This window comes from Streptomyces luomodiensis, assembly GCF_031679605.1.
Taxonomy (GTDB): domain Bacteria; phylum Actinomycetota; class Actinomycetes; order Streptomycetales; family Streptomycetaceae; genus Streptomyces; species Streptomyces luomodiensis.
Map to the genome: position 1 here is coordinate 3984326 of NZ_CP117522.1, position 22375 is coordinate 4006700.

Sequence of the window (22375 nt, forward strand, 5' to 3'; positions counted from 1 at the left end):
GATCTTGGAGGTGGTCGTGGGACGTCGAGCGAGTGTGTTCGTCCGGCCGGTGAGTATGGAGGAAGGCCGCAAGCTGCAGCGGATCAATAAGCCTCTGAGGTGATCAACCGCTTAGGCAGTCACGGCCGACATGCGGAACGCCGCCACCAGTCGGCTGCTGTCCGCGGCCCGGGTTGCCACGACGATGTGGCTCGGTTCGACGCCGTGTAGCGGGATGGTGGTGAGGTCGGGTCGGGTGCCGCCGGTGTGCAGGGCGGCCGGGATGATGGCCACGGCCTGCCCGGCGGCTATGTATTCCAGCTTGTCCTCGATGGTCTCGACCGAGGGTCCGTCGGGTGCGGGGCGGCCTCCCGGCCGCGGGTCGATGCGCCAGTACGCGTCCCATTCCGGATCCGGGAAGCGGGGGATCGGCTCGCCCTCGATGTCGTCGAGCGTGACCGACTCCTTGCCCGCCAGCCGGTGCCCGACCGGTACGAGCAGCATCTTCGGCTCGTCGTAGAGGACCGTCACGTCCAGGCCGTCGGTCTGCAGCGGCAGCCGGGTGATCGCCGCGTCGACCCGCCGGTCGAGCAGGGCCTGGCGCGGCTCGTTCCACTTCAGGTGCAGCGTGCGTACATCGGCGTCGGGGTGTTTGTGCCGCAGATTCCGCACCACCGGGGTGACGATCAGGCCCGCGGTGTAGCCGACGGTGATCCGGGTAGGCCGCGCGGCGGCCCGGGCGGCGGCCGTGGCCTGCCGGGCCGAGCGCACCAGGGCGCGTGCGTGAGGGAGGAAGGCCTCTCCCGCTTCGGTGAGCCGCGTGCCTTGTCGCGTCCGGTCGAAAAGCCGCGCACCCACCTGGGCCTCGAGCTGGCTGATCTGCCGGCTCAGCGACGGCTGCGCGATGTGCAGCTCGGCCGCGGCTCGGCCGTAGTGCAGATGTGACGCGACGGTGGTGAAGTAGCGCACCAGCCGAATGTCGAGATCTGTCATGCCTGAATGGTATGACGTGTTCCGGAACAGGTCTTTGATGACCGAGAGTCTGCGTCCCTACCGTGAGATCCATGGCAAACGACAATGAAATCGCGGTCCGGCGTTTCTACGAGGCACTCTCCACCGGTGACAGCGCGCTGGTCGATGAGGCCCTCGCCGCCGGCTGGGATGCCGACCCGGCCCTGCGCGCCGGGGGCGGCCCAGAGGGATGGAAGGCGAGCATTGCTCACCTTCGTGGTGTGTTCAGTGACCTGACCGTCGAGATCGAGCACGTCGTCGTGAACCGGGACATGGTCGCAGTGCGGGCGGTCAGCCGCGGGAAGCACACCGGCGAGCTGCTCGGCGTCGAGGGCACCGGCCGCGAGGTCGAGTTCCGGGCGGCCGACTTCCACCAGGTGGTCGACGGCCGCATCGTGCGGACCTGGCACCTGGAGGACTACTTTTCGATCGCCACCCAGATCGGACTGGAGTTCACCCGTGGCGCTTGACGGAAAGACGGCGGTGGTGACTGGGGCGGCCCGGGGCATCGGATACGCATACTGCCGGCGGCTCGCCGCGGACGGCGCGCACGTGGTCGCCGTCGACATCGACGACCCGGTGGACGCCGTGAGCGAGCTGACGGGCGGCGGCGACAAGCTGGGACTGGTGTGCGATATCAGTGAGCCGTCGCAAGTCGACGCCGTGACCCGCACGGTCCTCGACCGGTACGGGCGCTGCGACATCCTCGTCAACAATGCCGGCATCTTCCCCTTCACCGACCTGGAGCACCTGTCGATCGAGCTGTGGCGCAAGGTGCAGGCGGTCAACGTCGAGTCGATCCTGCTCTTCGCTCGGGCGTTCGCGCCGGGGATGCGGGCCGCAGGGTGGGGGCGCATCGTCAATACCGGCTCGGGCATCACCCTGACCCAGAACCGCGACCTCGCGTACATGACCAGCAAGGGCACCGTGCACGTGCTGACCCGGGCGCTCGCCAACGAACTCGGTGACAGCGGCATCACGGTGAACGCGATCGCACCCGGCCTGGTGGCGACCCAGGGCTTCCTGGGCCGGGCCCGGCCCAACGGCCCGACAACCGACGAGGTGTTCGCCCGTGTGACGGCCCTGCAGACCATCAAGCGCCAGTCGGTCGCGGCGGACCTCGGTAACGCCCTGGGCTTCCTGGTATCCGACGACGCCGACTTCATCACCGGCCAGATCCTGCACGTCGACGGCGGCATGACACGTACGGGAGCCTGACATGCTCGAAGCCATCGCCGACCGTTTCAGCACCTCGCCACGCTCGCCCGTGCTGCACTCCCCCGCCGAGCACGGGCTGGACTTCGAGGACGTCACGTTCCCCTCCGAGGACGGGGTTCCCCTCGAAGGCTGGTTCGTGCCGGCCCCCGGCTCCGACCGAATCGTGATCGTCAACCATCCGCGCTTCTTCAGCCGTTCGGGGCTGCCGTCCCATCTGGAGCCCTGGCGGTCGGTCCACGGCGAGACCGGCAATGACATCGAGGTCGACTTCGTGCCGGACATCGCGCTCCTGCACGCCGCCGGCTACCACGTCCTCGCCTACGACCTGCGCAACTTCGGCCTCAGCGGCGCCGCCAACGGTGGCGTGACCACCAGCGGCAGATTCGAGTCGCGCGACGTCGTTGGGTCCCTGCGGTATGCGCGGTCGCGTCCTGACCTGCGCGGGGCGCGGATCGCGCTGTTCAGCCGCTGCCTGGGCGCCGACGCCACGCTGTTCGCGATGCAGCGGGCCCCGCAGGAGTTCACGGACGTCTGCTGCCTGGTCGCGTGCCAGCCGCTGTCGCCGCGCGCGGTTCTGGAGCGAACGCTCGAGCGGCGCTGCATCCCGGCCGAGCGGATGGAGGAGCTGGACCGGCTGATCAGACTCCGCACCGGCTTCGGCCTCGACGAGATGTCCCCGGTCGAGACCGGCGCGGCCGGCAGCGTCCGGGTGCCGACGCTCGTCTACCAGGTCCACGACGACCTCATGACGCGGCCGGCCGATGTCCAGTCCATGTTCGACGCCATCCCCTCGGACGTGCCGAAGGAGCTGTTCTGGATCTACGGCACCACGCGCCGCTGGGACGGATACCTGCACTTCCAGAAAGACCCGGACCGCATTCTGGAGTGGCTTGCCGGCCACATAGGCTAGTGGCTTGTCACGCAGCCTTGGCCGGGTAATGGGTCCAGGTGCGGATGGGTGAGTCGGGGGCGAAGTTGGTCTTCGGTTCGGCGCGTGCGTTTCGCCAGCGGATGTAGGCGTTGATGGCGGCGTTCTGTTCGTCGTGGCTGCGGTGGTCGGTGCCGTTGAGTGCGAAGTAGCGCAGGGCCGCGAACTCGGACTCGATCCAGTTCAGCCACCTGCCTTTCCGGCCTCGGCAACGGCGAGGCACACGCCGCCCGCCTCACGCGAAGTAATTGCTCGACCACAGCCCAGCACCGACATCACGGAAATCGCCGCGTCGCGTCGCGTTGCGTGCGGGCGCCACGAAGCCGTCCGAGCGGCGACGGTCCGCCTGGTCCCGCCCGGCCTAGGTCCAGCAGACCTACTTTGGCACGCTCGGGTGCCGTTTCCGTTGCCAATACTGGAAGCCATGGACCGCAACACCGAGCTCAGTGAGTTCCTGCGGACTCGCAGGGCGCGGCTGAGCCCCGAGGACGCGGGCGTCAGCGCGAGCAGCGACAGCCCACGTCGGGTGCCGGGGCTGCGCCGCGAGGAGCTGGCGCAGCTGGCCGGGGTCAGCACGGACTACTACACGCGTCTGGAACAGGGCCGCCACCTCAATGTGTCGGAGGCGGTGCTGGACGCGGTGGCCCGTGCGCTGCGGCTGGACGAGACCGAACGCGCGTACCTCTTCGAGCTGGCCCGGCCGCGCCCCCGTCGTACGGTGCGCCGCCGGCCGCCCCGCCCCCAGCGGGTGCGGCAGGGGGTGCATGCGCTGCTGCGGACACTGGAGGGGGTCTCACCGGCCTTCGTCCTCGGACGCAGGGGCGATGTGCTCGCCTCCAACCGGCTGGCCCGCGCGCTGATCATCGACTTCGAGGCGCTCCCGTACCACGAGCGGAACATGGCCCGTTTCATGTTCCTCGACGAGGCGGCCCGCGAGCTGTGGCCGGAGTGGGAGACGGTGGCGGCGGAGATGGTGGCCTCCCTCCGGCTGGAGGCGGGGCGCCATCCCGACGACCCCCGGCTGACCGAGCTGGTGGGCGAGCTCACCATCAAGAGCCCGGAGTTCCGCAAGTGGTGGGCGGACCACAACGTGCGGGAGAAGACCCACGGCGTCAAGCTCTACCACCATCCGGTGGTCGGGGACATGACGCTGGCGTACGAGAACGTGACCGTTCCCGGCGATCCCGACCAGGCGCTGTGCATCTACACGGTCGAGCCCGGCTCTCCCTCCGAGGCGGCCCTGCGGCTGCTGGCGAGCTGGACCGCGACTCCCCCCACGAGCGCCTCCGCGCCTCCCGCCGCGCCACCCCCTTCGCAAGCGCGTCCATCGGGGGGATCGTCCCGCGACGCTTCCCCCTCCTCGCACCCTTCGTCCCCTTCATCCCGTTCCCCTCGTTCCCCCCATGGAGACAACTGATATGACCACCAGCGTCACCGCCTACGCAGCCCCCGCTCCGAAGGCCCCGCTGGAGAAGACCACCATCGAGCGCCGCGCGCTGCGCGAGCACGATGTGCTGATCGAGATCGCCTACGCCGGTATCTGTCACTCCGACATCCACCAGGCCCGCGAGGAGTGGGGCTCCGCCCTCTTCCCGATGGTGCCCGGCCACGAGATCGCCGGTGTGGTCACCGAGGTCGGCCCGGGTGTGACCAAGTACGCCGTGGGCGACCGGGTCGGCGTGGGCTGCTTCGTCGACTCCTGCCGCGAGTGCGAGAACTGCCTCGCGGGCGAGGAGCAGTACTGCCTCAAGGGGGAGGTGCAGACGTACAACGGCCAGGAGTACGACGGCTCCCCCACCTACGGCGGCTACAGCACCCACGTCGTGGTCGACGAGAACTACGTGCTGCGCATCCCCGAGGGGATCTCGCTGGACGTCGCGGCCCCGCTGCTGTGCGCCGGGATCACCCTGTACTCCCCGCTGGCCCACTGGAACGCCGGCCCCGGCAAGAAGGTCGCCATCGTCGGCCTCGGCGGTCTCGGCCACATGGGCGTGAAGATCGCCCACGCGATGGGTGCCGAGGTGACCGTGCTGAGCCAGTCGCTCCGCAAGAAGGACGACGGGCTGCGGCTGGGCGCCGACCACTTCTACGCCACCAGCGACGAGGCGACCTTCACCGAGCTGGCCGGCACGTTCGACCTGATCGTCAACACCACCTCGGCGAACCTCCCGCTGGACAACTACCTGTCGCTGCTGAAGCTGGACGGCACCCTGGTGCACGTGGGCGCGCCGGAGAACGCCAGCGCCTTCAACCAGTTCTCGCTGATCATGGGCCGCAAGTCGATGGCGGGCTCGAAGATCGGCGGCATCCGGCAGACCCAGGAGATGCTGGACTTCTGCGCCCAGCACGGTCTGGGCGCGGAGATCGAGCTGATCAACGGCGACCAGATCAACGAGGCCTACGACCGTGTCGTGGGCAGCGATGTGCGGTACCGCTTCGTGATCGACATCGCCTCGCTGAAGGCGTGATCGGCCGCTGAAGGCGACTCGGCCGCAAAGGCCGACCCCCAAGCCGAGGCCGTCCGGACCACCCCCGGGTCCGGGCGGCCTCGCCGTATCCTCACCGTCCCAGGGCGTTGTGTTGTGCGCAGAGTCCCGGTCAGCGTGAGGCACCCTCCGGCCACAGCACCCGGACGGGGACGCCGGTCCGCTCGGCGTACGCCACGACGTCCGCCGTGCCGCCGTGTCCCCATGCCGGTTTCCCGTCCCATACGGCAACCACCTCGTCAGCGAGCCCGACGAGGATTTCAGAGCCCGTCATATGCGCCTCGGCGTCGGAGGCGGTCATGCCGGTCTCGTGCACGTCGCTCGCGCGGGACATCAGCGCGTCGTACGTGGAGTGATGCCACTCCGGCAGGCTGTCGCGGTACTCGGTGGCCGGGACGACGATCTCAAGGCGCCCGCCGGCGGACAGCACGGCTTCGGCAAACCATGCGTCGGGGCCGTCCGCGATGCACGAGACCGCCACCAGCTCCGCCGCGTCGTACCCGCTCACCGCATCGGCCAGGAGCGCCCGCACGCGCTCCTCCACCTCTGTGCTCAGTCCGCGGTGACCGGTGATCCCCACCCGCATGTCCGTCCTCCTACAGATGGACCCCGTGCGACCGCTCGTCGAACTCGCGCACCACCTTGGGCGGTGAGCTGGTGGTCAGCGACCGGCGCATGGCGCGCGTCCGTTCGGTGACGCTGCGCACAACCGGCAACGACGCATACGGCTTGAGGCCGGTGCGCAGGTTCCGCAGGTGCTCATCCCCCCGCGCAGAGCTGATCATCTGGTACTCGTCGAGGAACTCGTTCCAGGTGGCACAGGCTGCCTCGACGTGCCGCATGGCCATCTGCCGTTGAGCGATCACCCCAAGGCAGTGCACTCGCCCCTGACGTTCTTGGAGGCTGCGGGCGGCGTTGGAGCGGCGCAGGGCCTTGATGCTGCCCGGCCCGTCCTTGAGTGACCACCTGACGTGCGCCTCATGGAAGTGGAAGGCGGCTTCGTCGTACCCGCCCACGGCATCCCGCCGGTTGTCCGCCTGAGCCAGCGCGGCCTCCGTCTCACGCAAGCGCGTCACAGCGGTGTTCCGGTCGCCGGTCATCGCCGCCGCGGCGGCCTGCTGTCCGCGCAGGAACGCCACCAGACGCGGCCCAGATGCGGGCGCGGCCTCCGCTGCCGCGTCCGCAAGCTCCAACGCCTTCGGCCCGTAGCCGAGGTGGGACGCCTGCAAGGACATGCCTCGCAGGGTCCGGCAGTAGGTGACGTGGTCCTCGCCACTCGCCGCGAGATCGAGCGCGCGCAGGTAGTACTTCTGCCCAAGCCCTTGCTTCATCTCGTACATCGCCATCCAGCCCGTGAGGTACACGAAGTCCGAGACGGCCGCGAGCATGGCCTTGCGCACCTTCTCCGAGGCGTCAGCGCGCAGATAGGCGCCGATGGTGTTCGTGATGAACGCCGCCGCCATCGGCCGAGCGTGACCAGCGCCGATCTCGTCCAGGATCTCGGCGACCTTGTCCGTCATCTTGGTCACGGTCTCAACGTCGCTCATACCGATACGAAGAAGGCCCCCCGCGCCGGCGTGCTTCACACGCTGGTCCGGCTCCCCGGCCAGCTCGTCGTATGTGGGGACCACCAGCGTGGCCCCGTACATAGCCGCGGTCAGCACGCTGCGGCGGGACGGGTCCATATCTGCTCGGCTCAGCGCCATCACTCCCGAAACAGCATCGCGCTCTTCGGCCGGATCGTCCCCCCAGCCGACTTCGGCGGACGTTACCGACCGCCCGGCGAGTCGGGAGAGCGCTTCGAGGATCGCGGGCCGTGCCTGCGGCTTCGGCGTACTGCCGGCGAGCCACTGCGACACGCTCGACTTGTCGTAATGCAGCGTGACCCCGAGTTCTTTTCCGACGGCGTTGGTGCGCCGCGCCAGCTGCGCGTTTCCGATCCCCTCCGTCTGCATCAGGCCCGCGAGAGCCCTGTTCGGCGTGCGTAGTCGTCGTGCCATTCCCACCCCCGAGCTGTGTTCAACCAGTTCAACCGTGCCTCCACTCTGCTCCCTTACCCCGATGCACGCACTGGAGTTGAGTGATTACCGGCCGTTCGGTGATCGAGATCGGGCGGCCGGTTGACGGTCGTACCGGTTTCTTCACCCCAATCCCCAAGAAGGACCGGCGCGGCTTTTCCCCGCCCCCTGACCAAGGCGTGATCGATGACGATGACGGCAAGCAGAGTCCGCGCGACGGGATACCAGGGCTACAGCGAGACCCACCCGCGCACGAAAGAGACGGTGTCCGTGGCGCGCGGCCTGGTCCGCGCGGCGTGCGCCGCGTGGGGTCTCGGCGACGAGACGGCGGAAACCGCCGCGCTGGCGATGTCCGAACTCGTCACCAACGCCGTGAACCACGCCCGGGGGCACAGCCTGCGCGTGATCGTGGACCGCCCGGCGGATGACCGGCTGTACCTGGCGGTCGTGGACATGGCCCCGTCCCGAGTGCCGACGCTGCGCACCCCCGGCGGTGACGACACCGACGGGCGGGGCCTGGTCCTGGTCGACGTTCTTGCCGACCGGTGGGGCTACGACCTGTTGGGCCCCGCACGGCGGCCGAACCGTAAGCGCTGCTGGGCCGAGATGAAGGCGGCCCCCCTCCACATGAACGCCCCTGCCCTGGACCGGGCCCGCCCCTACATGGCGGCCCTCTGCGACGAACTCACTCGGGCCGGCGCCATCCGCACCCGCCCATGGGCCGAAGCGTTCGCCAATGTCCCCCGTCACATGTTCGTCCCCCAGTGGTTCGAGCAGGAGACCGGCGACAAGGGCATCACCGTCTGGCGCGAGCACCGCGCCACCACCGCCGAGGACACCCTCGCCGCCGTCTACCGCGACCAGACGCTCGTGACCGCCCTCGACCCGGCCACCGCCGAGCAGGTCGACGAGACGGCATGGACCGGCGTCCCGACCTCGTCCAGCACTCTGCCAAGCCTCATGGCCGGCATGCTCGAAGATCTCAACGTCGAAGATGGACACCGGATTCTCGAAATCGGCACCGGCACCGGCTACAACGCCGCCCTGTTATGCGCACGCCTCGGGGAACACCTCGTGCACTCCGTCGACGTCGACCCCGCCCTCGTCGAGCCGCACGGCAGCGCCTCACCGACGTCGGACGCACCCCCCAGCTCATCCCGGGCGACGGAACGCAGGGCTACCCCACCGGGGACACGTTCGACCGGATCATCGCCACCTGTTCCGTGCCCGCCATCCCCCAAGCGTGGATCGACCAGAGCAAGCCCGGAACCATCCTGGTCGCCGACGTCGCCCTCGGTATCGAGGGCGGCCTCGTCCGCCTCGCCGTCGACGAGCAACAGCGCGCCCTCGGCCACTTCACCACCACCGCCGGCCGGTTCATGGCGGCCCGCACCGGCGCACGCACCTACGCCCCACCCCCGCGACCTGAGCGGGCGCCGGAAACGGAAACCCGACCCACGGTGGTCACTGCCGAGAACATTCGCGGTAACTACCCCTTCCGCCTGTTGCTCGCCTTCCACCTGCCCGAGGCGGAATTCGTCTACCACGTCGACGACACCACAGGCACCATCGCCATCCAGATTCAGCAGCCCGATGGCTCATGGGCCCGCACACCCCTGACCGGCGCCAACACCGGCACCGTCACCTACGGCGGCGACGCCGGACTCTGGCAGCAGGCCGAGACGGCTTGGCGTTGGTGGAACGACGTCGGCCGCCCGTCGCAGGACCGGTTCGGGTACGCCCGTGAAGCGGACGGAAGCGCTTACGTCTGGCACATCCCCGACGGAACCCGATGGAGTCTCCCCCGCTCAGGAGCCGGGCGAGCATGAAAGGCACCCCATGGGACACCGTCGCGCAGAGGGCTTGCCCTGAGGCGGGGACCTCCCAGGGCCGCCGTCAGAACAGCTTGCCGGGGTTGAGCAGGCCCAGTGGATCGAAGACCTGCTTGATACCGCGCTGCAACTCCACCCCCACCGGGCCCAGTTCGCGTGCCAGCCACTCCCGTTTGAGGACGCCCACGCCGTGCTCACCGGTGATGGTGCCGCCCAGCTCCAGGCCCAGCGCCATGATCTCGTCGAAGGACTCCCGGGCGCGGCGGGACTCGTCGGGGTCGCTCGCGTCGAAGCACACCGTGGGATGGGTGTTGCCGTCCCCGGCGTGGGCGACGACGCCGACGGTGAGGCCGTACTTCGCGGCGATGGCGGCCGTACCGTCGATCATCTCGGCGAGCCGGGAGCGGGGCACACAGACGTCGTCGATCATGGTGACGCCCTTGACCGCCTCCAGCGCCGGAAGCGTCATCCGGCGGGCCTGGAGCAGCATGTCGGACTCGGCGGCGTCCTCGGCCGGGACCACCTCCGTGGCGCCGGCCGCCGTGCACAGCTCGGCGACGGCGGCGAGGTCGGCGGCCGGGTCCGGGGTGTCGAAGGCCGCCATCAGCAGGGCCTCGGTGGACTCCGGGAGGCCCATGTTCCCCATCGTGTTGACCGCGCGGACGCTGGTGCGGTCCATCAGCTCCAGCAGTGCGGGGGTGTGGCCACGTTCCATGATCCGGCAGATGGCGTCGCAGGCGGACGTGGTGGAGGGGAACTCGGCGGCGAGGACCAGCTGTTCGGGCGGGGCGGGCTTGAGGGCGAGGACCGCGCCGACCACGATGCCGAGGCTGCCCTCGGAGCCGACGAAGAGCCGGGTCAGGTCGTAGCCCGCGACGCCCTTGGCGGTGCGGCGGCCGGTCCTCAGCAGCCGGCCGTCGGCGAGGACCACATCGAGCCCGAGGACGTACTCGGCGGTGACGCCGTACTTCACGCAGCACAGCCCGCCGGACGCGGTGCCGATGTTGCCCCCGATGGTGCACTGCTCCCAGCTGGAGGGGTCCGGCGGGTAGTACAGCCCCTTCTCCAGCACCGCACGGGAGAGGTCGGCGTTGATCACGCCCGGTTCGACCACCGCGATCCGGTCGACCGGGTTGATCTCCAGAATCCGGTCCATCTTGACCAGGGACAGCACGATGCAGCCGTCGGACGCGTTGGCCGCGCCCGACAGACCGGTGCGCGCGCCCTGGGGCACGACCGGGACGCGCAGCGCGGTGGCGGTGCGACAGACGTGCCGCACCTGCTCGACGGTGCGCGGGAGGACGACCACGGCGGGCGCGCCCGCCTCGCAGAAGCTCGCCATGTCGTGGGCGTAGGCCCCGGTCACATCGGGGTCGGTCAGCACCGCCTCCGCGGGGAGGCCCTCCCGCAGCAGCTCGATGAGGTCCGTCATGCCTCCAGATTCGCACCCGGGCAGCGCCCGGGGAAGATCGCTGCACCGGACGGATGACGGCGGGGATGCGCGGACCGCACGTGGCGGGCGGCACCGCGCGTGGCGGCTCGCCCGCCGACGGTGAACCTGCGCCTTGGTCACTGCGCCTTGTAGTAGACGCTGACCTTACGGTCGCCGGCGGCGCCCGAGGCGAAGCCCATGCACAGCCGGCGGGGGCTGGACAGCTGGACCGCCATGCCCTCGGGCTCGCGGTAGCCGAGCGAGTAGGCGGCCTCGGTGCGGGAGCGCTGGACGAGTTCGCCGGTGCGCAGGTCGACGCAGGAGACGTAGGTGTTGCCGTGGCCGGAGGGCGGGTTGGCGCCGTCCTCGTCGGTGTAGGCGGTGCCGGTCAGCTGGTACGCGTAGTCGCCGAGGAGCGTGAAGCCCTGGAAGACCTCGCCGTCCTCGATACCCACCTGGGGTATGTCGTACAGGGCGGTGTAGTCGCCCGCGCTGACCCCGGACAGGCTCATCAGCCGGTAGCGGACCTCGCCGTCGAGGCGGTAGCGCAGCAGCAGGCGGCGGTTGAGCATGTCGACGGCGGGCTGGTTGCTGGTGGAGCCCGCCACGGGGCGGTGTTCGACCAGCGAGGACGAACCGGACGACAGCACCGTGCCGTCGGCGAACTTGAACCGGCTGATGGCGCGGCCGTAGCCGGAGTCGGGGTTGGCGTCCGACTCGGTCCACAGATAGGCCGTGGCGCCGACCGGCTCACAGCCCATGGCGACGCCGTGCCCGAACCCCTTGAGGTACATGGAGCCGAGCTCCGCGCCGGCGAGGGACAGTTTGGTGACGCACAGATCGCCGCGGGCGGCGCGGTCGGCGCCGGAGACGGGGGCGGATTCCCCGCTGAGCCGGATACCGCCCTGCATCAGCTGGACGGTGTAGAGGTGCCCGTTGACGTCGTCGAACGCGAAGGACTGGAGCACGGTGGAGTTGTGCGGGGTCGTCTCGCGGATCAGCTGGGTGGAGGGCACCGACAGATCGAACCGGCCCCCCGCCACGGTGACGGCCCCCGCGCGGGCGGCGAAGGCCACGCCGAGTGCCCCGGCCGCGGCGGCTCCCCCGCCGATGGTGAACTTACGCCTGGTCAAACGGCCCGCGGCGTACTTGTCCATCTTGTCCGTGTGCATTGATACTCAACAACTCCCATGCGAACACGCCGTGTTGGAGTGAACGGATCGCCGAGAGTGTAGACGGTGAGAGAGCGCTCCCATTCAGGGGTTCGCCTTCTGGCACCGGTGGACGCATGCGCGGCACGGGCGGACAGGGGTACGAGCGGGTGGGCGGACCCCCACGGCCCGCCCACCCGTCGTGTTCAGAGGTTGCCGCGCGTACTCAGAGGTTGCCGCGCTTGGCCTGCTCGCGCTCGATCGCCTCGAACAGCGCCTTGAAGTTGCCCTTGCCGAAGCCCATGGAGCCGTGCCGCTCGATGAGCTCGAAGAAGACGGTCGGCCGGTCCTGGACCGGCTTGGTGAAGATCTGGAGCAGATAGCCGTCCTCGTCCCGGTCGGCGAGGATCTTCAGCTCGCGGAGGGTCTCCACCGGGACGCGGGTGTCGCCGACCCACTCCCCCAGGGTGTCGTAGTACGAGTCCGGGGTGTCCAGGAACCGCACTCCGGCCGCGCGCATCGCCCGCACCGTGGCGACGATGTCGTTGGTGGCGAGCGCGATGTGCTGGACGCCGGGCCCGCCGTAGAACTCCAGGTACTCGTCGATCTGCGACTTCTTCTTGCCGGCCGCGGGCTCGTTGAGCGGGAACTTCACCTTGCGGGTGCCGTCCGCCACGACCTTCGACATCAGCGCGGAGTACTCGGTGGCGATGTCGTCGCCCACGAACTCCTTCATGTTGGTGAAGCCCATGACGTCGTTGTAGAAGCCCACCCACTCGTCCATCCGGCCGAGCTCCACATTGCCCACGCAGTGGTCGATCGCCTGGAAGTTCCGCCGCGCCGGCGGGGCCACGATCGGCTCGGCCTCGGCGAAGCCGGGCAGGTACGGGCCGTCGTAGCCGGTGCGCTCGACGAGGGTGTGGCGGGTGTCGCCGTAGGTACGGATCGAGGCCAGCACCACCGTGCCGTGCTCGTCCTTGACCTCGTGCGGCTCCTCGATACCGGTGGCGCCGTGCTCGACGGCGTACGCGTACGCGGCCCGCGCGTCCGGCACCTCCACCGCCAGGTCGATCACCCCGTCGCCGTGCTCGGCGACATGCTCGGCCAGGAAGCGGCCCCAGGCGCTCACCGGTTTGATGACGGAGGTGAACACGAAGCGGGCGCCGCCCGAGACGAGGACGTAACTGGCCGTCTCCCGGCTGCCGTTCTCCGGTCCTGAGTAGGCGACCAGCGTCATGCCGAAGGCGGTGGAGTAGTAGTGCGCGGCCTGCTTGGCGTTGCCGACGGCGAAGACGACCGCGTCCATCCCCTTCACAGGGAACGGGTCCGCGTGCCGTGCGTCCCCCTGCTGCAGCATTTCTGTCGTCTCAGTCATACTCCGAAGCGTCCCGCCATCACTCAAGGTGCGCAACACTTCTCGAAAACGCTGGTCAGCCTGTATAGCCGGATCGCCCTTCGGCAGCGCATTCTGTGCAGAGTGACCAGCATCACAGCGATCAGGGAGACCTCATGGCGATCGACGGGCTCGACGCCCGCCTCATCGAACTGCTCGCCGAGGAGCCGCGCATCGGCGTCCTGGAGGCATCACGCCGCCTCGGCGTCGCCCGCGGCACGGCCCAGGCCCGGCTGGACCGGCTCAGGGCCCAGGGGATGATCCGCGGCTTCGGCCCCGACGTGGACCCGGCGGCGCTCGGCTATCCGGTCACCGCGTTCGCCACGCTGGAGATCAAACAGGGGCAGGGACAGGACGTACGGGCACATCTGACGACCGTCCCGGAGGTCCTGGAACTCCACACCACCACGGGCCACGGCGACATGCTCTGCCGACTGGTCGCCCGCTCCAACGCCGATCTGCAACGGGTGATCGACCTGGTCGTGGGGTTCGAGGGGATCGTCCGGGCCTCGACGACGATCGTGATGGAGAACGCGGTCCCGCTGCGGATCATCCCGCTGGTGCGACAGGCGGCGCGGGACTGAACCGGATGCAAAGATTCCGTTGCAAAGAAAGCCTTGCAACGGAATCTTTGCACGCTTACGCTGCCGCACATGGAAAAGGACGAGCAGCCCGCACCCGACGACCTCCGGGTGCTCGACCCCCGCTCCCTGCGCGGGCTCGCGCATCCGCTGCGGATGCGCCTGCTCGGCGCGCTGCGCGAGTACGGACCGGCCACCGCGTCCCAACTGGCCGACCGATTGGGCGAGTCCAGCGGCGCCACCAGCTACCATCTGCGGCAGCTGGCCACCCATGGCTTCGTCAAGGACGACCCGGAGCGGGGCAAGGGGCGGGAGCGGTGGTGGAAGGCGGTGCACAGGGGCACGCGGGTGCGCGCTGACGAGTACCTGGCCCATCCCGACCCGGCGGTACGGGGGGCGGTGAACACCCTGCTGCACGAGTGGGCCACCACCCACACGCAGGAGGTGTCCACCTTTCTGGGCACCCTGCACGGCTGGTCCGAGGAGTGGCGGGCTGCCTCGGACATCAGCGACTTCCACATGCGTCTCACCCCTGAACTCGCCCGCGAGATGCGCGACAAGCTGCACGAAGTGATCGAGAGCTACCGCGAGAAGGAAGTGGGCCGGGACACCGAGGGCTCCGCCCCGTACCGCGTCCACCTGCACGCCTTCCCGCGCGACGAGGACTGACCGATCCCTGGGGGGACCGCACATGTACGGCGACGACATATATCTGTGGCTCCACCGCATACGCGCCGAGCGCCTCCGCGACGAAGTACGCGCGGCGGGCCGGGCGCCCCGCCCCCGCAGCCGCCCCGCCCGCGCCCGGGTGCTGCGCACCCGGCTCGGCTGGACGCTGGTGGAGGTCGGGCTGCGGCTGGCCACGCCGCGGCTGCCGCGGTCCGGTCTGGCCGCCCGGTTCGACCACTGACATGGGCTCCGACGGCAGAGGTGACGTAGGCGACAGAGGCGATATAGGGGGCGGAGGCGGCGGCCGAAGACCGCTGCTCCTCGTCCTCGCCGCGAACACCGTCTCCATCGCGGGCAATTCGCTCACCCTGATCGCCGTGCCGTGGTTCGTGCTGGAGACCACGGGCAGCGCGGCCAAGGCCGGGTTCGTGTCGTTCTGCGCGACGCTGCCGGTGGTCGTCTCGGCCGTCGTCGGCGGGCCGGTCATCGACCGGATCGGCCGGCGGCGGGTCTCCGTCGCGTCCGACTCGCTGTGCGGGGTGGCCGTCGCCGCGATTCCGGTGCTGCACTTCGCCGGGCTGCTGCGGTTCTGGCAGCTGTGCGCGCTGATGGCGTTCTCCGGGCTGCTGCACGCGCCGGGCGAGACCGCCCGCCAGGTGCTGGTGCCCTCGCTCGCCGAGCGGGCGGGTACCACCCTCAGCCGCGCGGCCAGCTTCTACGACGGGGCCTCGCGCGGGGCGCGGATGCTGGGCGCGGCGCTCGGCGGGCTGCTGATCGCGCTGCTCGGCCCGCCCTCCGTACTGCTGCTGGACGCGGCGACGTTCGCGGCGTCCGCGCTGCTGATCATGGCGGGGCTGCGCGGACTGCCCGCCGCCGCGCCGCGCAGGCCCGTCGTACCGGTGTCCGCCCGCGCCTACCGCGCGGAGCTGCGCGAGGGGTACCGCTTTCTGCTGCGCCACCGGCTGCTCCTGGCCATCGTGCTGATGGTCATGGTCACCAACGGCCTCGACCAGGGCCTGTCCTCCGTACTGCTGCCCGTCCACGCCGAGCGCCACCTGGGCGGTTCGGTGCAGCTGGGGCTGCTCACGGCGCTGTTCGGCGGCGGTGCGCTGGCGGGGGCGCTGCTGTACGGGGCGGTGGGCGACCGCTTTCCGCGCCGGACGGTCTTCGCGGTGAGCTTCCTGCTGTGCGGGCTGCCGCGCTTCCTGGTCGCCGCGTGCGTCCCCGGCGTGTCCCCGCTCGCCGTGACGATGGCGGTCAGCGGGCTCGCGGCGGGGGTGCTCAACCCGATCCTGACCACGGTGACCTACGAGGCGGTCCCCGATGAGCTGCGCAGCCGGGTCTCGGGGGCGCTCACCGCGGGGGTGTGGGTGGTGATGCCGCTGGGCGGGCTCGCGGCCGGCGGGCTGGTGGAGGGGGTGGGGCTGACCGCCGCCTTCCTGGTGACCGGCGGGGCCTACTTCCTCACCACGCTCAGCCCGCTGGTCTTCCCCGCCTGGCGCGGTATGGACGAGGGGGCGGCGGTGCCGCTCAGCAGTGCGGAACCGATCCGCCCGACCGCAGCGCCCGCAGAGCCGTCACCGCACCCTTGAGGGTGGTGACGGGGATCAGCCGCAGCCCCTTGGGCAGTTCGGCCGTGGCGTCCGCGCATTCGTCCTTGGGCACCAGGAAGACCGTGGCGCCGTCTCGCCTGGCGGCCTGTGTCTTGAGCGGGACCCCGCCCACGGCCCCGACCTTGCCCTGGGCGTCGATGGTGCCGGTGCCCGCGATCGTCCGGCCGCCGGTGAGATCGCCGCCGCGGCCGTCGCCGTCCAGCTTGTCGATGATGCCGAGGGAGAAGAGCAGCCCGGCGCTCGGGCCGCCGACGTCGGCGAGGCGCAGGGTGACCTTGACATCGCGCGGCGAGCGGTGGAGGTAGCCGAGCGCGGCGCTGGTGGCCGAGGACTGGGACTCCCGCATCTCCTTCGCGTTGTGCCGCTCGATCTCCTCGGTGGTGCCGCCGACGTAGACCGCGTCCCGCGGCATGACCGCCCGGTCGGTGTCGAACCAGCCGCTGACCACGTCCTTCAGCCGCACGGTGGCGTCCGGGCCGGTCGCCAGGATCGTCACCATCCGCAGCTGCCCGGTGGTCTTGCGGGTGTCGGTCCCGGCGACGCTGATCACCTGCTTGCCCCGGTCGGCGCCGAGGACGTTCACGGTCGAACCGGGCTGGGCCACGGTGAACGGCAGCGGGGCGAACACGGCCGCCGCGAGCAGGGCGAGCACGGGTGCGGAGCAGAGCGCGAGGAGGCGGGCGCGGGGGGAGACGGCAGGCATGGTGCGAATCTAGTTGACCGCCGGGGTGGATGCGGCGCCACCCCGGCCCGTGGGCCCCTCGCGGGCGGCGGGGCCGGCTCTGCTCATGGCGCCCGGCCACCCGGTGCGGCGGCCCGACCGATCACGCGGGCACGCGGGCAGTGGGCGGGCACTCGGGCAGCGGGCGGGCATGCTCCCCCGTACGGCCCGCGCCGACCGCCGGCGCGAGGCCCCGGTGACCGCCCGCGCCGACCGCCGACGGGGGCTCCGGTGACCGCCGGCGCGGCGTCACCGCAGGGCGTCCGCGACCTCCCGGGCCGCGTCCACCACCCGCGGCCCGATCCGCTCCGGCACCGAGTCGCAGAGCATCACGACGCCGACGCTGCCCTCTATCCCCGTCACCCCGACGAGCGGGGCGGCCGCGCCGCTCGCGCCCGCCTCCAGTTCGCCGTGGGTGAGGGCGTACCCGGGGTCGTCGTGGCGGCCGGCGCGGGCGGCGAGGATCGCGTGCCCGGCGGCGCCCCGGTCGAGCGGATGCCGGAATCCGGCCCGGTAGGCGACGTGGTAGTCGGTCCAGGTCGGCTCGACGACCGCGACGGCGAGGGCCTCGTTTCCGTCGACCAGGGTGAGGTGGGCGGTCGCGCCGACGTCCTCGGCGAGGGAGCGCAGCGCGGGCAGCGCCGCCTCCCGTACGAGGGGATGCACCTGGCGGCCGAGTTGCAGTACCCCGAGCCCGACGCGGGCCCGCCCGCCGATGTCGCGGCGGACGAGGGAGTGCTGTTCGAGGGTGGCCAGCAGGCGGTAGACCACGGTGCGGTTGACGCCGAGCTTGTTGGACAGCTCGGTCACGGTCAGCCCGTGGTCGGTGTCGGCGAGTAGTTTCAGGACGCGCAGTCCCCGGTCGAGCGTCTGAGAGGTCTCCGCGGTCACGACGCCCCCTCCTCGGTGATGAGTGGCGGCTCTCCGTGAGGTGCCCCGCCGGTCCCGACGACGGCGCGCGAGGTGGCCGCCGGTCACGGTGGTTACGCACCGGCTGCGCTCCGCGGCAGCGCTGCCACGGGGCGTGTGCGTGCCCGAACGCTAGCGAGCCGGTCCGTTTAGCGGAAGGGTCCGTCCAGAATCCGAGCAGTTCTGGCAAAGGGAACGACACATGGGCAGGCCGGATCGCCCCGTTCCGTCCCGGTGTGGAATGCGAACGTGTGACCGGCTCATGAAATTTTTAGAAAGGGGGTTGCACGGGGCCGACCGCCCCGCGCCCGCTTCCCGCCTCCGGCGCGCCCGCTTCAGCGCATCCGCGTCGCCCACTCCTGGACCTTTTTGATCCGCTCGCGGATCTGCCCGGCCGTCGCCTCCGCGCTCGGCGGGCCGCCGCAGACCCGGCGCAGCTCGGTGTGGATCACGCCGTGCGGTTTACCGCTCTGGTGGACGTACGCGCCGACCAGCGAGTTGAGCTGTTTGCGCAGCTCCAGCAGCTCCTTGTGGGTGACCACCGGCCGCCGCTCCGCCGGGAGCTCCAGCAGATCCGCCTCCGTGTCCGGCTTCTTCCGGCTGTGCGCGATCTGCTTGGCCTGCCGCCGCTGGAGCAGCATCTGCACCTGATCGGGTTCCAGGAGCCCCGGGATGCCGAGGTAGTCCTGCTCCTCCTCGCTGCCCGGATGCGCCTGCATCCCGAACTCGGCACCGTCGTACAGCACCCGGTCGAAGACCGCGTCCGACTCCAGCGCCTCGAAGGGCAGCTGGTCCTGTTCTCCGGTGTCCTCGTCCTGCTGCTTCTCGGCCTCCTCGAGGAGCTTTTCCTCCTCCGCGTACGGGTTCTCCTCCTCGCCGTCCTTCTTCGGCTTGTCCAGGACGTGGTCGCGCTCGACCTCCATCTCATTGGCGAAGCCGAGCAGCATCGGGATGGTGGGCAGGAAGACGGACGCGGTCTCGCCGCGCCGCCGTGACCGTACGAAACGGCCGACGGCCTGGGCGAAGAAGAGCGGCGTGGAGATGGTGGTGGCGTACACCCCGACCGCCAGCCGGGGCACGTCCACGCCCTCCGACACCATGCGGACCGCGACCATCCAGCGGTCGTCGGACTGGCTGAAGTCCTCGATCCGCTGCGAGGCCGCGCTCTCGTCGGAGAGCACCAGGGTGGCCTTGGTGCCGGTGATCTCCCGGATCAGCTTGGCGTACGCACGGGCCGAGTCCTGGTCGGAGGCGATGACCAGGGCGCCCGCGTCCGGGATGCCCTTGCGGACCTCGGTCAGCCGCTGGTCCGCGGCGCGCAGCACGTTCGGCATCCAGTCGCCGCGCGGATCGAGCGCGGTGCGCCACGCCTGGGAGACGGCGTCCTTGGTCATCGGCTCGCCCAGCCGGGCCGCGATCTCATCGCCCGCCTTGGTACGCCAGCGCATGTTGCCGCTGTAGGAGAGGAAGATGACGGGGCGCACCACACCGTCGGCGAGCGCGTTGCCGTAGCCGTAGGTGTAGTCGGCGGAGGAGCGCCGGATGCCGTCGTTGCCCTCTTCGTAGGTGACGAAGGGGATGGGGTTGGTGTCGGACCGGAACGGGGTGCCGGTGAGCGCGAGCCGCCGGGTGGCCGGCTCGAACGCCTCCAGACACGCCTCGCCCCAGGAGCGGGAGTCACCGGCGTGGTGGATCTCGTCGAGGATGACGAGCGTCTTGCGCTGCTCGATCCGGTTGCGGTGCAGCATGGGCCGCACGCCGACACCCGCGTAGGTCACGGCCACCCCGTGGTACTCCCGGCCCAGCGGCCCCGCGCTGTACTCCGGGTCCAGCTTGATGCCGATCCGGGCGGCGGCCTCCGCCCACTGCTTCTTCAGGTGCTCGGTCGGCGCGACGACCGTCACCTGCTGGACGACGTGGTGGTGCAGCAGCCAGGAGGCGAGGGTCAGCGCGAAGGTGGTCTTTCCGGCGCCGGGGGTCGCGACCGCGAGGAAGTCGCGCGGCTGCTCCTGGATGTACTTGTCCAGTGCGCCCTGCTGCCAGGCGCGCAGCTTGCTCGCGGTACCCCAGGGGGCCCGGCCGGGGAAGGCGGGCGAGAGGTGATGGCTGGTGGAGGCGGCAGTAGTACTCACGGTCTCCGTCGGGCTGGCTCGGCGAGGTCGGTCGGGAACCGCGTCAGCCTATCGGTGCGCTCGCTGCACCTCCGGGGGACGGCCTGGTCCCACCCAAGGGTGGGACCAGGGTCACATCGCCTCGTGCAGCCTCCGCAATCCGGCCGCGATCTCCCCGACGTCCTCGATCGCGCCCGAGGCCACGCCGACCACCAGCTTGTAGGCCTCGTCCTGGTCGACGTCGAGCATCTCGGTGCCGTTGAGGTCGAGGAAGACCACCGTGCACATCCACGCCATCCGTTTGTTGCCGTCCACCAGTGGGTGGTTGACGGCGAGCGACTGGAGCAGCGCGGCGGCCTTCTCGAAGAGCTCGGCGTACGCCTCTATGCCGAACATCTGCGACTGCGGGCGATGCACCGCCGAACTCAGCAACCCCAGATCACGTACCGCGATCTGCTGCCCCCCACAGGCGATTTCCGCCAGGTCCAGCACTTCCTGGACCGTCAGGTACTTCACTTACTCCCCCAGCCTCCGCAGAAGGTCCGCGTGGCGTGCCGCGTACTTCGCCCCCAGGCGCCGGACCGACTCCCGGTCCGCCTCCTGCTCCAGATACCGGTCGATCGCCTGAAGCACTATGGCGTGCATACTGCGGCCCTCCTCCTCGGCCCGCTGCTTGAGCGCCTCTTGCTGGTCGTCGCGCAGACGGAGATTCATAGCCATACCAGAACGGTACCACTATTGGGGCCACAATGGTACTACTCGGTTACGGGTCGCAACCGCGTCGTCACCCAAGCCCCCACCACCGCCACCGCCGCCATCGCCGCGTAGACCGCGCCGAAGGCGGCCGGGTGGTGGGAGGTCGTGGGGCCGGTGGCGGTGATCGAGCCGCCGCCGAAGGACACGAAGAGCACACCGCTGAGGCCGACCAGGGCGATGTTGCCGAGCGCGTCGGAGACCTGGAGGGAGGCGGAGTTGCTGCCCGCGTCCTCCGGACGGGAGAGCTTCAGCAGCAGCACGCTCCCGCTGGAGATGACCAGCCCCATCCCGTAGCCGCCGAACACCCAGGCCACGGCCACCGCCCAGGCCGGCACGGAGTCGGCGAGGGCCAGGGGCACCGCCGCGATGGACGCGGCGATGAGGAGCATGCCGAGCCCCATCATCCGTTCCCGGTACGGCTCCAGGCGGGGGCGGCTCTGGGTCCAGGAGCCCAGGGCCCAGGTGAGCCCGCCGCCGGTGAGGGAGAGACCGGCGACGGTCGCGGACAGGCCACGCTGGGTCACCAGCATCAGCGGCACGAAGCTCTCCGCGCCCACGAAGGCCCCCGCCGCCACCCCGCGCAGCAGGATCACCGACGGCAGCCCGCGGGCGGCGCGGAAGGTGCCCGCCGGGAGCAGCCGCAGGACGCACGGGACGAGCAGGGCGAGACCGGCGGCGGCCGGGACGAGGGAGAGCCAGGAGAGGTCCTGGCCCGCGTACTGGAGCAGCCCGGCGCCGGTCGCGACGGCGAGCGCGAGGAGGATGCGGCGGCGGTTCATGCCCGGGGAACGCTCGCCCGGGGGCAGGGCGCGCAGCGCGGGCAGCATCACCGCGAGCGGCGGCAGCACCAGCACCGGGATGGCGAGGAACACCCAGCGCCAGCCGGCCTGTTCGGTGACCGTCCCGGCGGCGAGCGGGCCGACGATGACCGGCAGCACCCAGGCGGCGGAGAAGGACGCCAGCACGGCGGGCTGGAGCCGCCGCGGATAGGCCCGGCCGACCACCACGTACAGCGCGACGATCACCAGCCCGCCGCCGATACCCTGCACCGCGCGCCCGCCCACGAACATCCACATCCGCTGCGCCGAACCGGACAGCAGCAGCCCGGCGCCCAACGCCGCGATCCCGGTGAACAGCGGCGCCGACGGCCCGTTGCGGTCGCACCACTCCCCCGACAGCGTCATCGCGAACAGGCTCGCGGTGAAGTACGCGGTGAAGGCGTACGCGTAGAGCTCGACCCCGTCCAGCGCACGGGCCGCGACCGGCATCGCGGTGTTCACCGCGCTCGCCTCGAAGGCGATGAGGGAGACGACGGTGACGATGCCCAGGGTCAGGGCGCGATAGCGCCGCCCCAGGATGGTGTCGCCACCGGCCGCCGGGGGCAGGGCGGCGTCCGTGACGACGGGGTCGGCGACGACAGCGTCGGCGTCATGGGAGTCGCGAGGGGTCATGGCGTCAGGGTAAGTGGCGTTCGGGCAGGTCACACCTGTCGCGGGACGGAACCGCGCTCGGCCGTTGGCCCTAGGCACCCTGGACCCTCGGGCGGCGGGCACGGCGTCGCGGCGGG

23 protein-coding genes and 1 pseudogene are annotated in these 22375 nt (G+C 70.7%); 11 read left to right on the forward strand and 13 right to left on the reverse strand.

Annotated features, from left to right (window positions below; translation table 11 throughout):
* Window positions 1-111: 111 nt before the first annotated feature.
* Window positions 112-972 carry a LysR family transcriptional regulator gene (locus PS467_RS16735; protein ID WP_311035963.1) on the reverse strand — a complete coding sequence of 287 codons (861 nt, stop codon included), beginning with the start codon at window positions 970-972 and terminating at the stop codon, window positions 112-114.
* Window positions 973-1043: 71 nt separating this feature from the next.
* Between PS467_RS16735 and PS467_RS16740 the strand changes: the two genes are divergently transcribed.
* From PS467_RS16740 to PS467_RS16750, 3 genes are read left to right on the forward strand one after another with little or no spacing between them, the layout of a single operon-like run.
* Window positions 1044-1460: an ester cyclase gene (locus PS467_RS16740; protein ID WP_311035964.1), complete on the forward strand. Its 417-nt coding sequence runs from the start codon at window positions 1044-1046 to the stop codon at window positions 1458-1460.
* Window positions 1450-2208: an SDR family NAD(P)-dependent oxidoreductase gene (locus tag PS467_RS16745; protein ID WP_311035965.1), complete on the forward strand. Its 759-nt coding sequence runs from the start codon at window positions 1450-1452 to the stop codon at window positions 2206-2208. Before PS467_RS16740 ends, PS467_RS16745 begins: the two co-directional genes overlap by 11 nt.
* Window position 2209: 1 nt before the next feature.
* Window positions 2210-3118, forward strand: coding sequence for an alpha/beta hydrolase family protein (locus PS467_RS16750; RefSeq protein WP_311035966.1), 909 nt, complete (start codon window positions 2210-2212; stop codon window positions 3116-3118).
* A 7-nt stretch (window positions 3119-3125) separates the two neighbouring features.
* Here the strand turns inward: PS467_RS16750 and PS467_RS16755 are convergent, their stop codons facing one another.
* A complete protein-coding gene (locus tag PS467_RS16755) occupies window positions 3126-3359 on the reverse strand; it encodes a hypothetical protein (RefSeq protein ID WP_311035967.1) in 234 nt (77 codons plus the stop codon).
* A gap of 201 nt (window positions 3360-3560) precedes the next feature.
* On the opposite strand from PS467_RS16755, the gene PS467_RS16760 reads away from it, so the two are divergent.
* Entirely contained in the window at window positions 3561-4553 is a 993-nt protein-coding gene (locus PS467_RS16760; RefSeq protein WP_311035968.1) for a helix-turn-helix transcriptional regulator, read from the forward strand.
* 1 nt (window position 4554) lies between these two features.
* The gene (locus tag PS467_RS16765; protein WP_311035969.1) at window positions 4555-5604 is read left to right on the forward strand and encodes an NAD(P)-dependent alcohol dehydrogenase; all 1050 of its coding nucleotides are present in this window, start codon (window positions 4555-4557) and stop codon (window positions 5602-5604) included.
* Between the two features lie 130 nt (window positions 5605-5734).
* Here PS467_RS16765 and PS467_RS16770 read toward each other — a convergent pair whose 3' ends face one another.
* Window positions 5735-6208: a hypothetical protein gene (locus PS467_RS16770; RefSeq protein WP_311035970.1), complete on the reverse strand. Its 474-nt coding sequence runs from the start codon at window positions 6206-6208 to the stop codon at window positions 5735-5737.
* Between the two features lie 10 nt (window positions 6209-6218).
* A complete protein-coding gene (locus PS467_RS16775) occupies window positions 6219-7622 on the reverse strand; it encodes an NsdA family TPR-like regulatory protein (protein WP_311035971.1) in 1404 nt (467 codons plus the stop codon).
* Between the two features lie 210 nt (window positions 7623-7832).
* Here PS467_RS16775 and PS467_RS16780 point away from each other — a divergent pair.
* Window positions 7833-8690 (forward strand): annotated as a pseudogene (locus tag PS467_RS16780) (ATP-binding protein); the annotation flags it as partial.
* On the forward strand, window positions 8690-9469 hold the full coding sequence (locus PS467_RS16785; RefSeq protein ID WP_311035972.1) for a hypothetical protein: 780 nt from the start codon (window positions 8690-8692) through the stop codon (window positions 9467-9469). The pseudogene PS467_RS16780 and the gene PS467_RS16785, both read left to right, overlap by 1 nt.
* 67 nt (window positions 9470-9536) lie before the next feature.
* Here PS467_RS16785 and PS467_RS16790 read toward each other — a convergent pair whose 3' ends face one another.
* From PS467_RS16790 to hppD, 3 genes are all read right to left on the reverse strand, one after another.
* Complete coding sequence (locus tag PS467_RS16790; RefSeq protein WP_311035973.1) at window positions 9537-10904, reverse strand: FAD-binding oxidoreductase; 1368 nt, start codon at window positions 10902-10904, stop codon at window positions 9537-9539.
* A 137-nt stretch (window positions 10905-11041) separates the two neighbouring features.
* Window positions 11042-12076: a phage baseplate protein gene (locus PS467_RS16795; RefSeq protein WP_311035974.1), complete on the reverse strand. Its 1035-nt coding sequence runs from the start codon at window positions 12074-12076 to the stop codon at window positions 11042-11044.
* A 205-nt stretch (window positions 12077-12281) separates the two neighbouring features.
* On the reverse strand, window positions 12282-13430 hold the full coding sequence (gene hppD, locus PS467_RS16800) for a 4-hydroxyphenylpyruvate dioxygenase (RefSeq protein ID WP_311035975.1): 1149 nt from the start codon (window positions 13428-13430) through the stop codon (window positions 12282-12284).
* Window positions 13431-13564: 134 nt separating this feature from the next.
* On the opposite strand from hppD, the gene PS467_RS16805 reads away from it, so the two are divergent.
* From PS467_RS16805 to PS467_RS16820, 4 genes are all read left to right on the forward strand, one after another.
* Entirely contained in the window at window positions 13565-14032 is a 468-nt protein-coding gene (locus PS467_RS16805) for an Lrp/AsnC family transcriptional regulator (RefSeq protein ID WP_311035976.1), read from the forward strand.
* A 69-nt stretch (window positions 14033-14101) separates the two neighbouring features.
* The gene (locus tag PS467_RS16810) at window positions 14102-14698 is read left to right on the forward strand and encodes an ArsR/SmtB family transcription factor (RefSeq protein ID WP_311035977.1); all 597 of its coding nucleotides are present in this window, start codon (window positions 14102-14104) and stop codon (window positions 14696-14698) included.
* A gap of 22 nt (window positions 14699-14720) precedes the next feature.
* Window positions 14721-14939 (forward strand): hypothetical protein, encoded by a 219-nt coding sequence (locus tag PS467_RS16815; RefSeq protein ID WP_311035978.1) that lies wholly within the window; start codon window positions 14721-14723, stop codon window positions 14937-14939.
* Between the two features lies 1 nt (window position 14940).
* Complete coding sequence (locus PS467_RS16820; protein ID WP_311035979.1) at window positions 14941-16290, forward strand: MFS transporter; 1350 nt, start codon at window positions 14941-14943, stop codon at window positions 16288-16290.
* Here the strand turns inward: PS467_RS16820 and PS467_RS16825 are convergent.
* From PS467_RS16825 to PS467_RS16850, 6 genes are all read right to left on the reverse strand, one after another.
* The gene (locus PS467_RS16825) at window positions 16229-17014 is read right to left on the reverse strand and encodes a S16 family serine protease (RefSeq protein WP_311035980.1); all 786 of its coding nucleotides are present in this window, start codon (window positions 17012-17014) and stop codon (window positions 16229-16231) included. The two genes, PS467_RS16820 and PS467_RS16825, sit on opposite strands and share 62 nt — an antisense overlap.
* A gap of 267 nt (window positions 17015-17281) precedes the next feature.
* The gene (locus tag PS467_RS16830; protein WP_311035981.1) at window positions 17282-17923 is read right to left on the reverse strand and encodes an IclR family transcriptional regulator; all 642 of its coding nucleotides are present in this window, start codon (window positions 17921-17923) and stop codon (window positions 17282-17284) included.
* A gap of 353 nt (window positions 17924-18276) precedes the next feature.
* Window positions 18277-20073 (reverse strand): DEAD/DEAH box helicase, encoded by a 1797-nt coding sequence (locus tag PS467_RS16835; RefSeq protein ID WP_311035982.1) that lies wholly within the window; start codon window positions 20071-20073, stop codon window positions 18277-18279.
* A gap of 111 nt (window positions 20074-20184) precedes the next feature.
* Entirely contained in the window at window positions 20185-20568 is a 384-nt protein-coding gene (locus PS467_RS16840) for a type II toxin-antitoxin system death-on-curing family toxin (RefSeq protein WP_311035983.1), read from the reverse strand.
* Window positions 20569-20766, reverse strand: coding sequence for an Arc family DNA-binding protein (locus PS467_RS16845; protein ID WP_311039883.1), 198 nt, complete (start codon window positions 20764-20766; stop codon window positions 20569-20571). It lies immediately after the preceding gene.
* A 41-nt stretch (window positions 20767-20807) separates the two neighbouring features.
* On the reverse strand, window positions 20808-22259 hold the full coding sequence (locus tag PS467_RS16850) for an MFS transporter (RefSeq protein ID WP_311035984.1): 1452 nt from the start codon (window positions 22257-22259) through the stop codon (window positions 20808-20810).
* Window positions 22260-22375 lie beyond the last annotated feature (116 nt).

Excerpts from the sequence above, each read along its gene's own strand:
- PS467_RS16785 (WP_311035972.1), top strand. The coding sequence starts at position 8,690 with ATGCGCACGCCTCGGGGAACACCTCGTGCACTCCGTCGACGTCGACCC.
- PS467_RS16760 (WP_311035968.1), top strand. The coding sequence starts at position 3,561 with ATGGACCGCAACACCGAGCTCAGTGAGTTCCTGCGGACTCGCAGGGCG.
- PS467_RS16770 (WP_311035970.1), bottom strand. The coding sequence starts at position 6,208 with ATGCGGGTGGGGATCACCGGTCACCGCGGACTGAGCACAGAGGTGGAG.
- PS467_RS16825 (WP_311035980.1), bottom strand. The coding sequence starts at position 17,014 with ATGCCTGCCGTCTCCCCCCGCGCCCGCCTCCTCGCGCTCTGCTCCGCA.
- PS467_RS16815 (WP_311035978.1), top strand. The coding sequence starts at position 14,721 with ATGTACGGCGACGACATATATCTGTGGCTCCACCGCATACGCGCCGAG.
- PS467_RS16805 (WP_311035976.1), top strand. The coding sequence starts at position 13,565 with ATGGCGATCGACGGGCTCGACGCCCGCCTCATCGAACTGCTCGCCGAG.
- PS467_RS16790 (WP_311035973.1), bottom strand. The coding sequence starts at position 10,904 with ATGACGGACCTCATCGAGCTGCTGCGGGAGGGCCTCCCCGCGGAGGCG.
- PS467_RS16845 (WP_311039883.1), bottom strand. The coding sequence starts at position 20,766 with ATGAATCTCCGTCTGCGCGACGACCAGCAAGAGGCGCTCAAGCAGCGG.
- PS467_RS16850 (WP_311035984.1), bottom strand. The coding sequence starts at position 22,259 with ATGACCCCTCGCGACTCCCATGACGCCGACGCTGTCGTCGCCGACCCC.
- PS467_RS16820 (WP_311035979.1), top strand. The coding sequence starts at position 14,941 with ATGGGCTCCGACGGCAGAGGTGACGTAGGCGACAGAGGCGATATAGGG.
- PS467_RS16740 (WP_311035964.1), top strand. The coding sequence starts at position 1,044 with ATGGCAAACGACAATGAAATCGCGGTCCGGCGTTTCTACGAGGCACTC.
- hppD (WP_311035975.1), bottom strand. The coding sequence starts at position 13,430 with ATGACTGAGACGACAGAAATGCTGCAGCAGGGGGACGCACGGCACGCG.
- PS467_RS16810 (WP_311035977.1), top strand. The coding sequence starts at position 14,102 with ATGGAAAAGGACGAGCAGCCCGCACCCGACGACCTCCGGGTGCTCGAC.
- PS467_RS16775 (WP_311035971.1), bottom strand. The coding sequence starts at position 7,622 with ATGGCACGACGACTACGCACGCCGAACAGGGCTCTCGCGGGCCTGATG.
- PS467_RS16750 (WP_311035966.1), top strand. The coding sequence starts at position 2,210 with ATGCTCGAAGCCATCGCCGACCGTTTCAGCACCTCGCCACGCTCGCCC.
- PS467_RS16765 (WP_311035969.1), top strand. The coding sequence starts at position 4,555 with ATGACCACCAGCGTCACCGCCTACGCAGCCCCCGCTCCGAAGGCCCCG.
- PS467_RS16795 (WP_311035974.1), bottom strand. The coding sequence starts at position 12,076 with ATGCACACGGACAAGATGGACAAGTACGCCGCGGGCCGTTTGACCAGG.
- PS467_RS16735 (WP_311035963.1), bottom strand. The coding sequence starts at position 972 with ATGACAGATCTCGACATTCGGCTGGTGCGCTACTTCACCACCGTCGCG.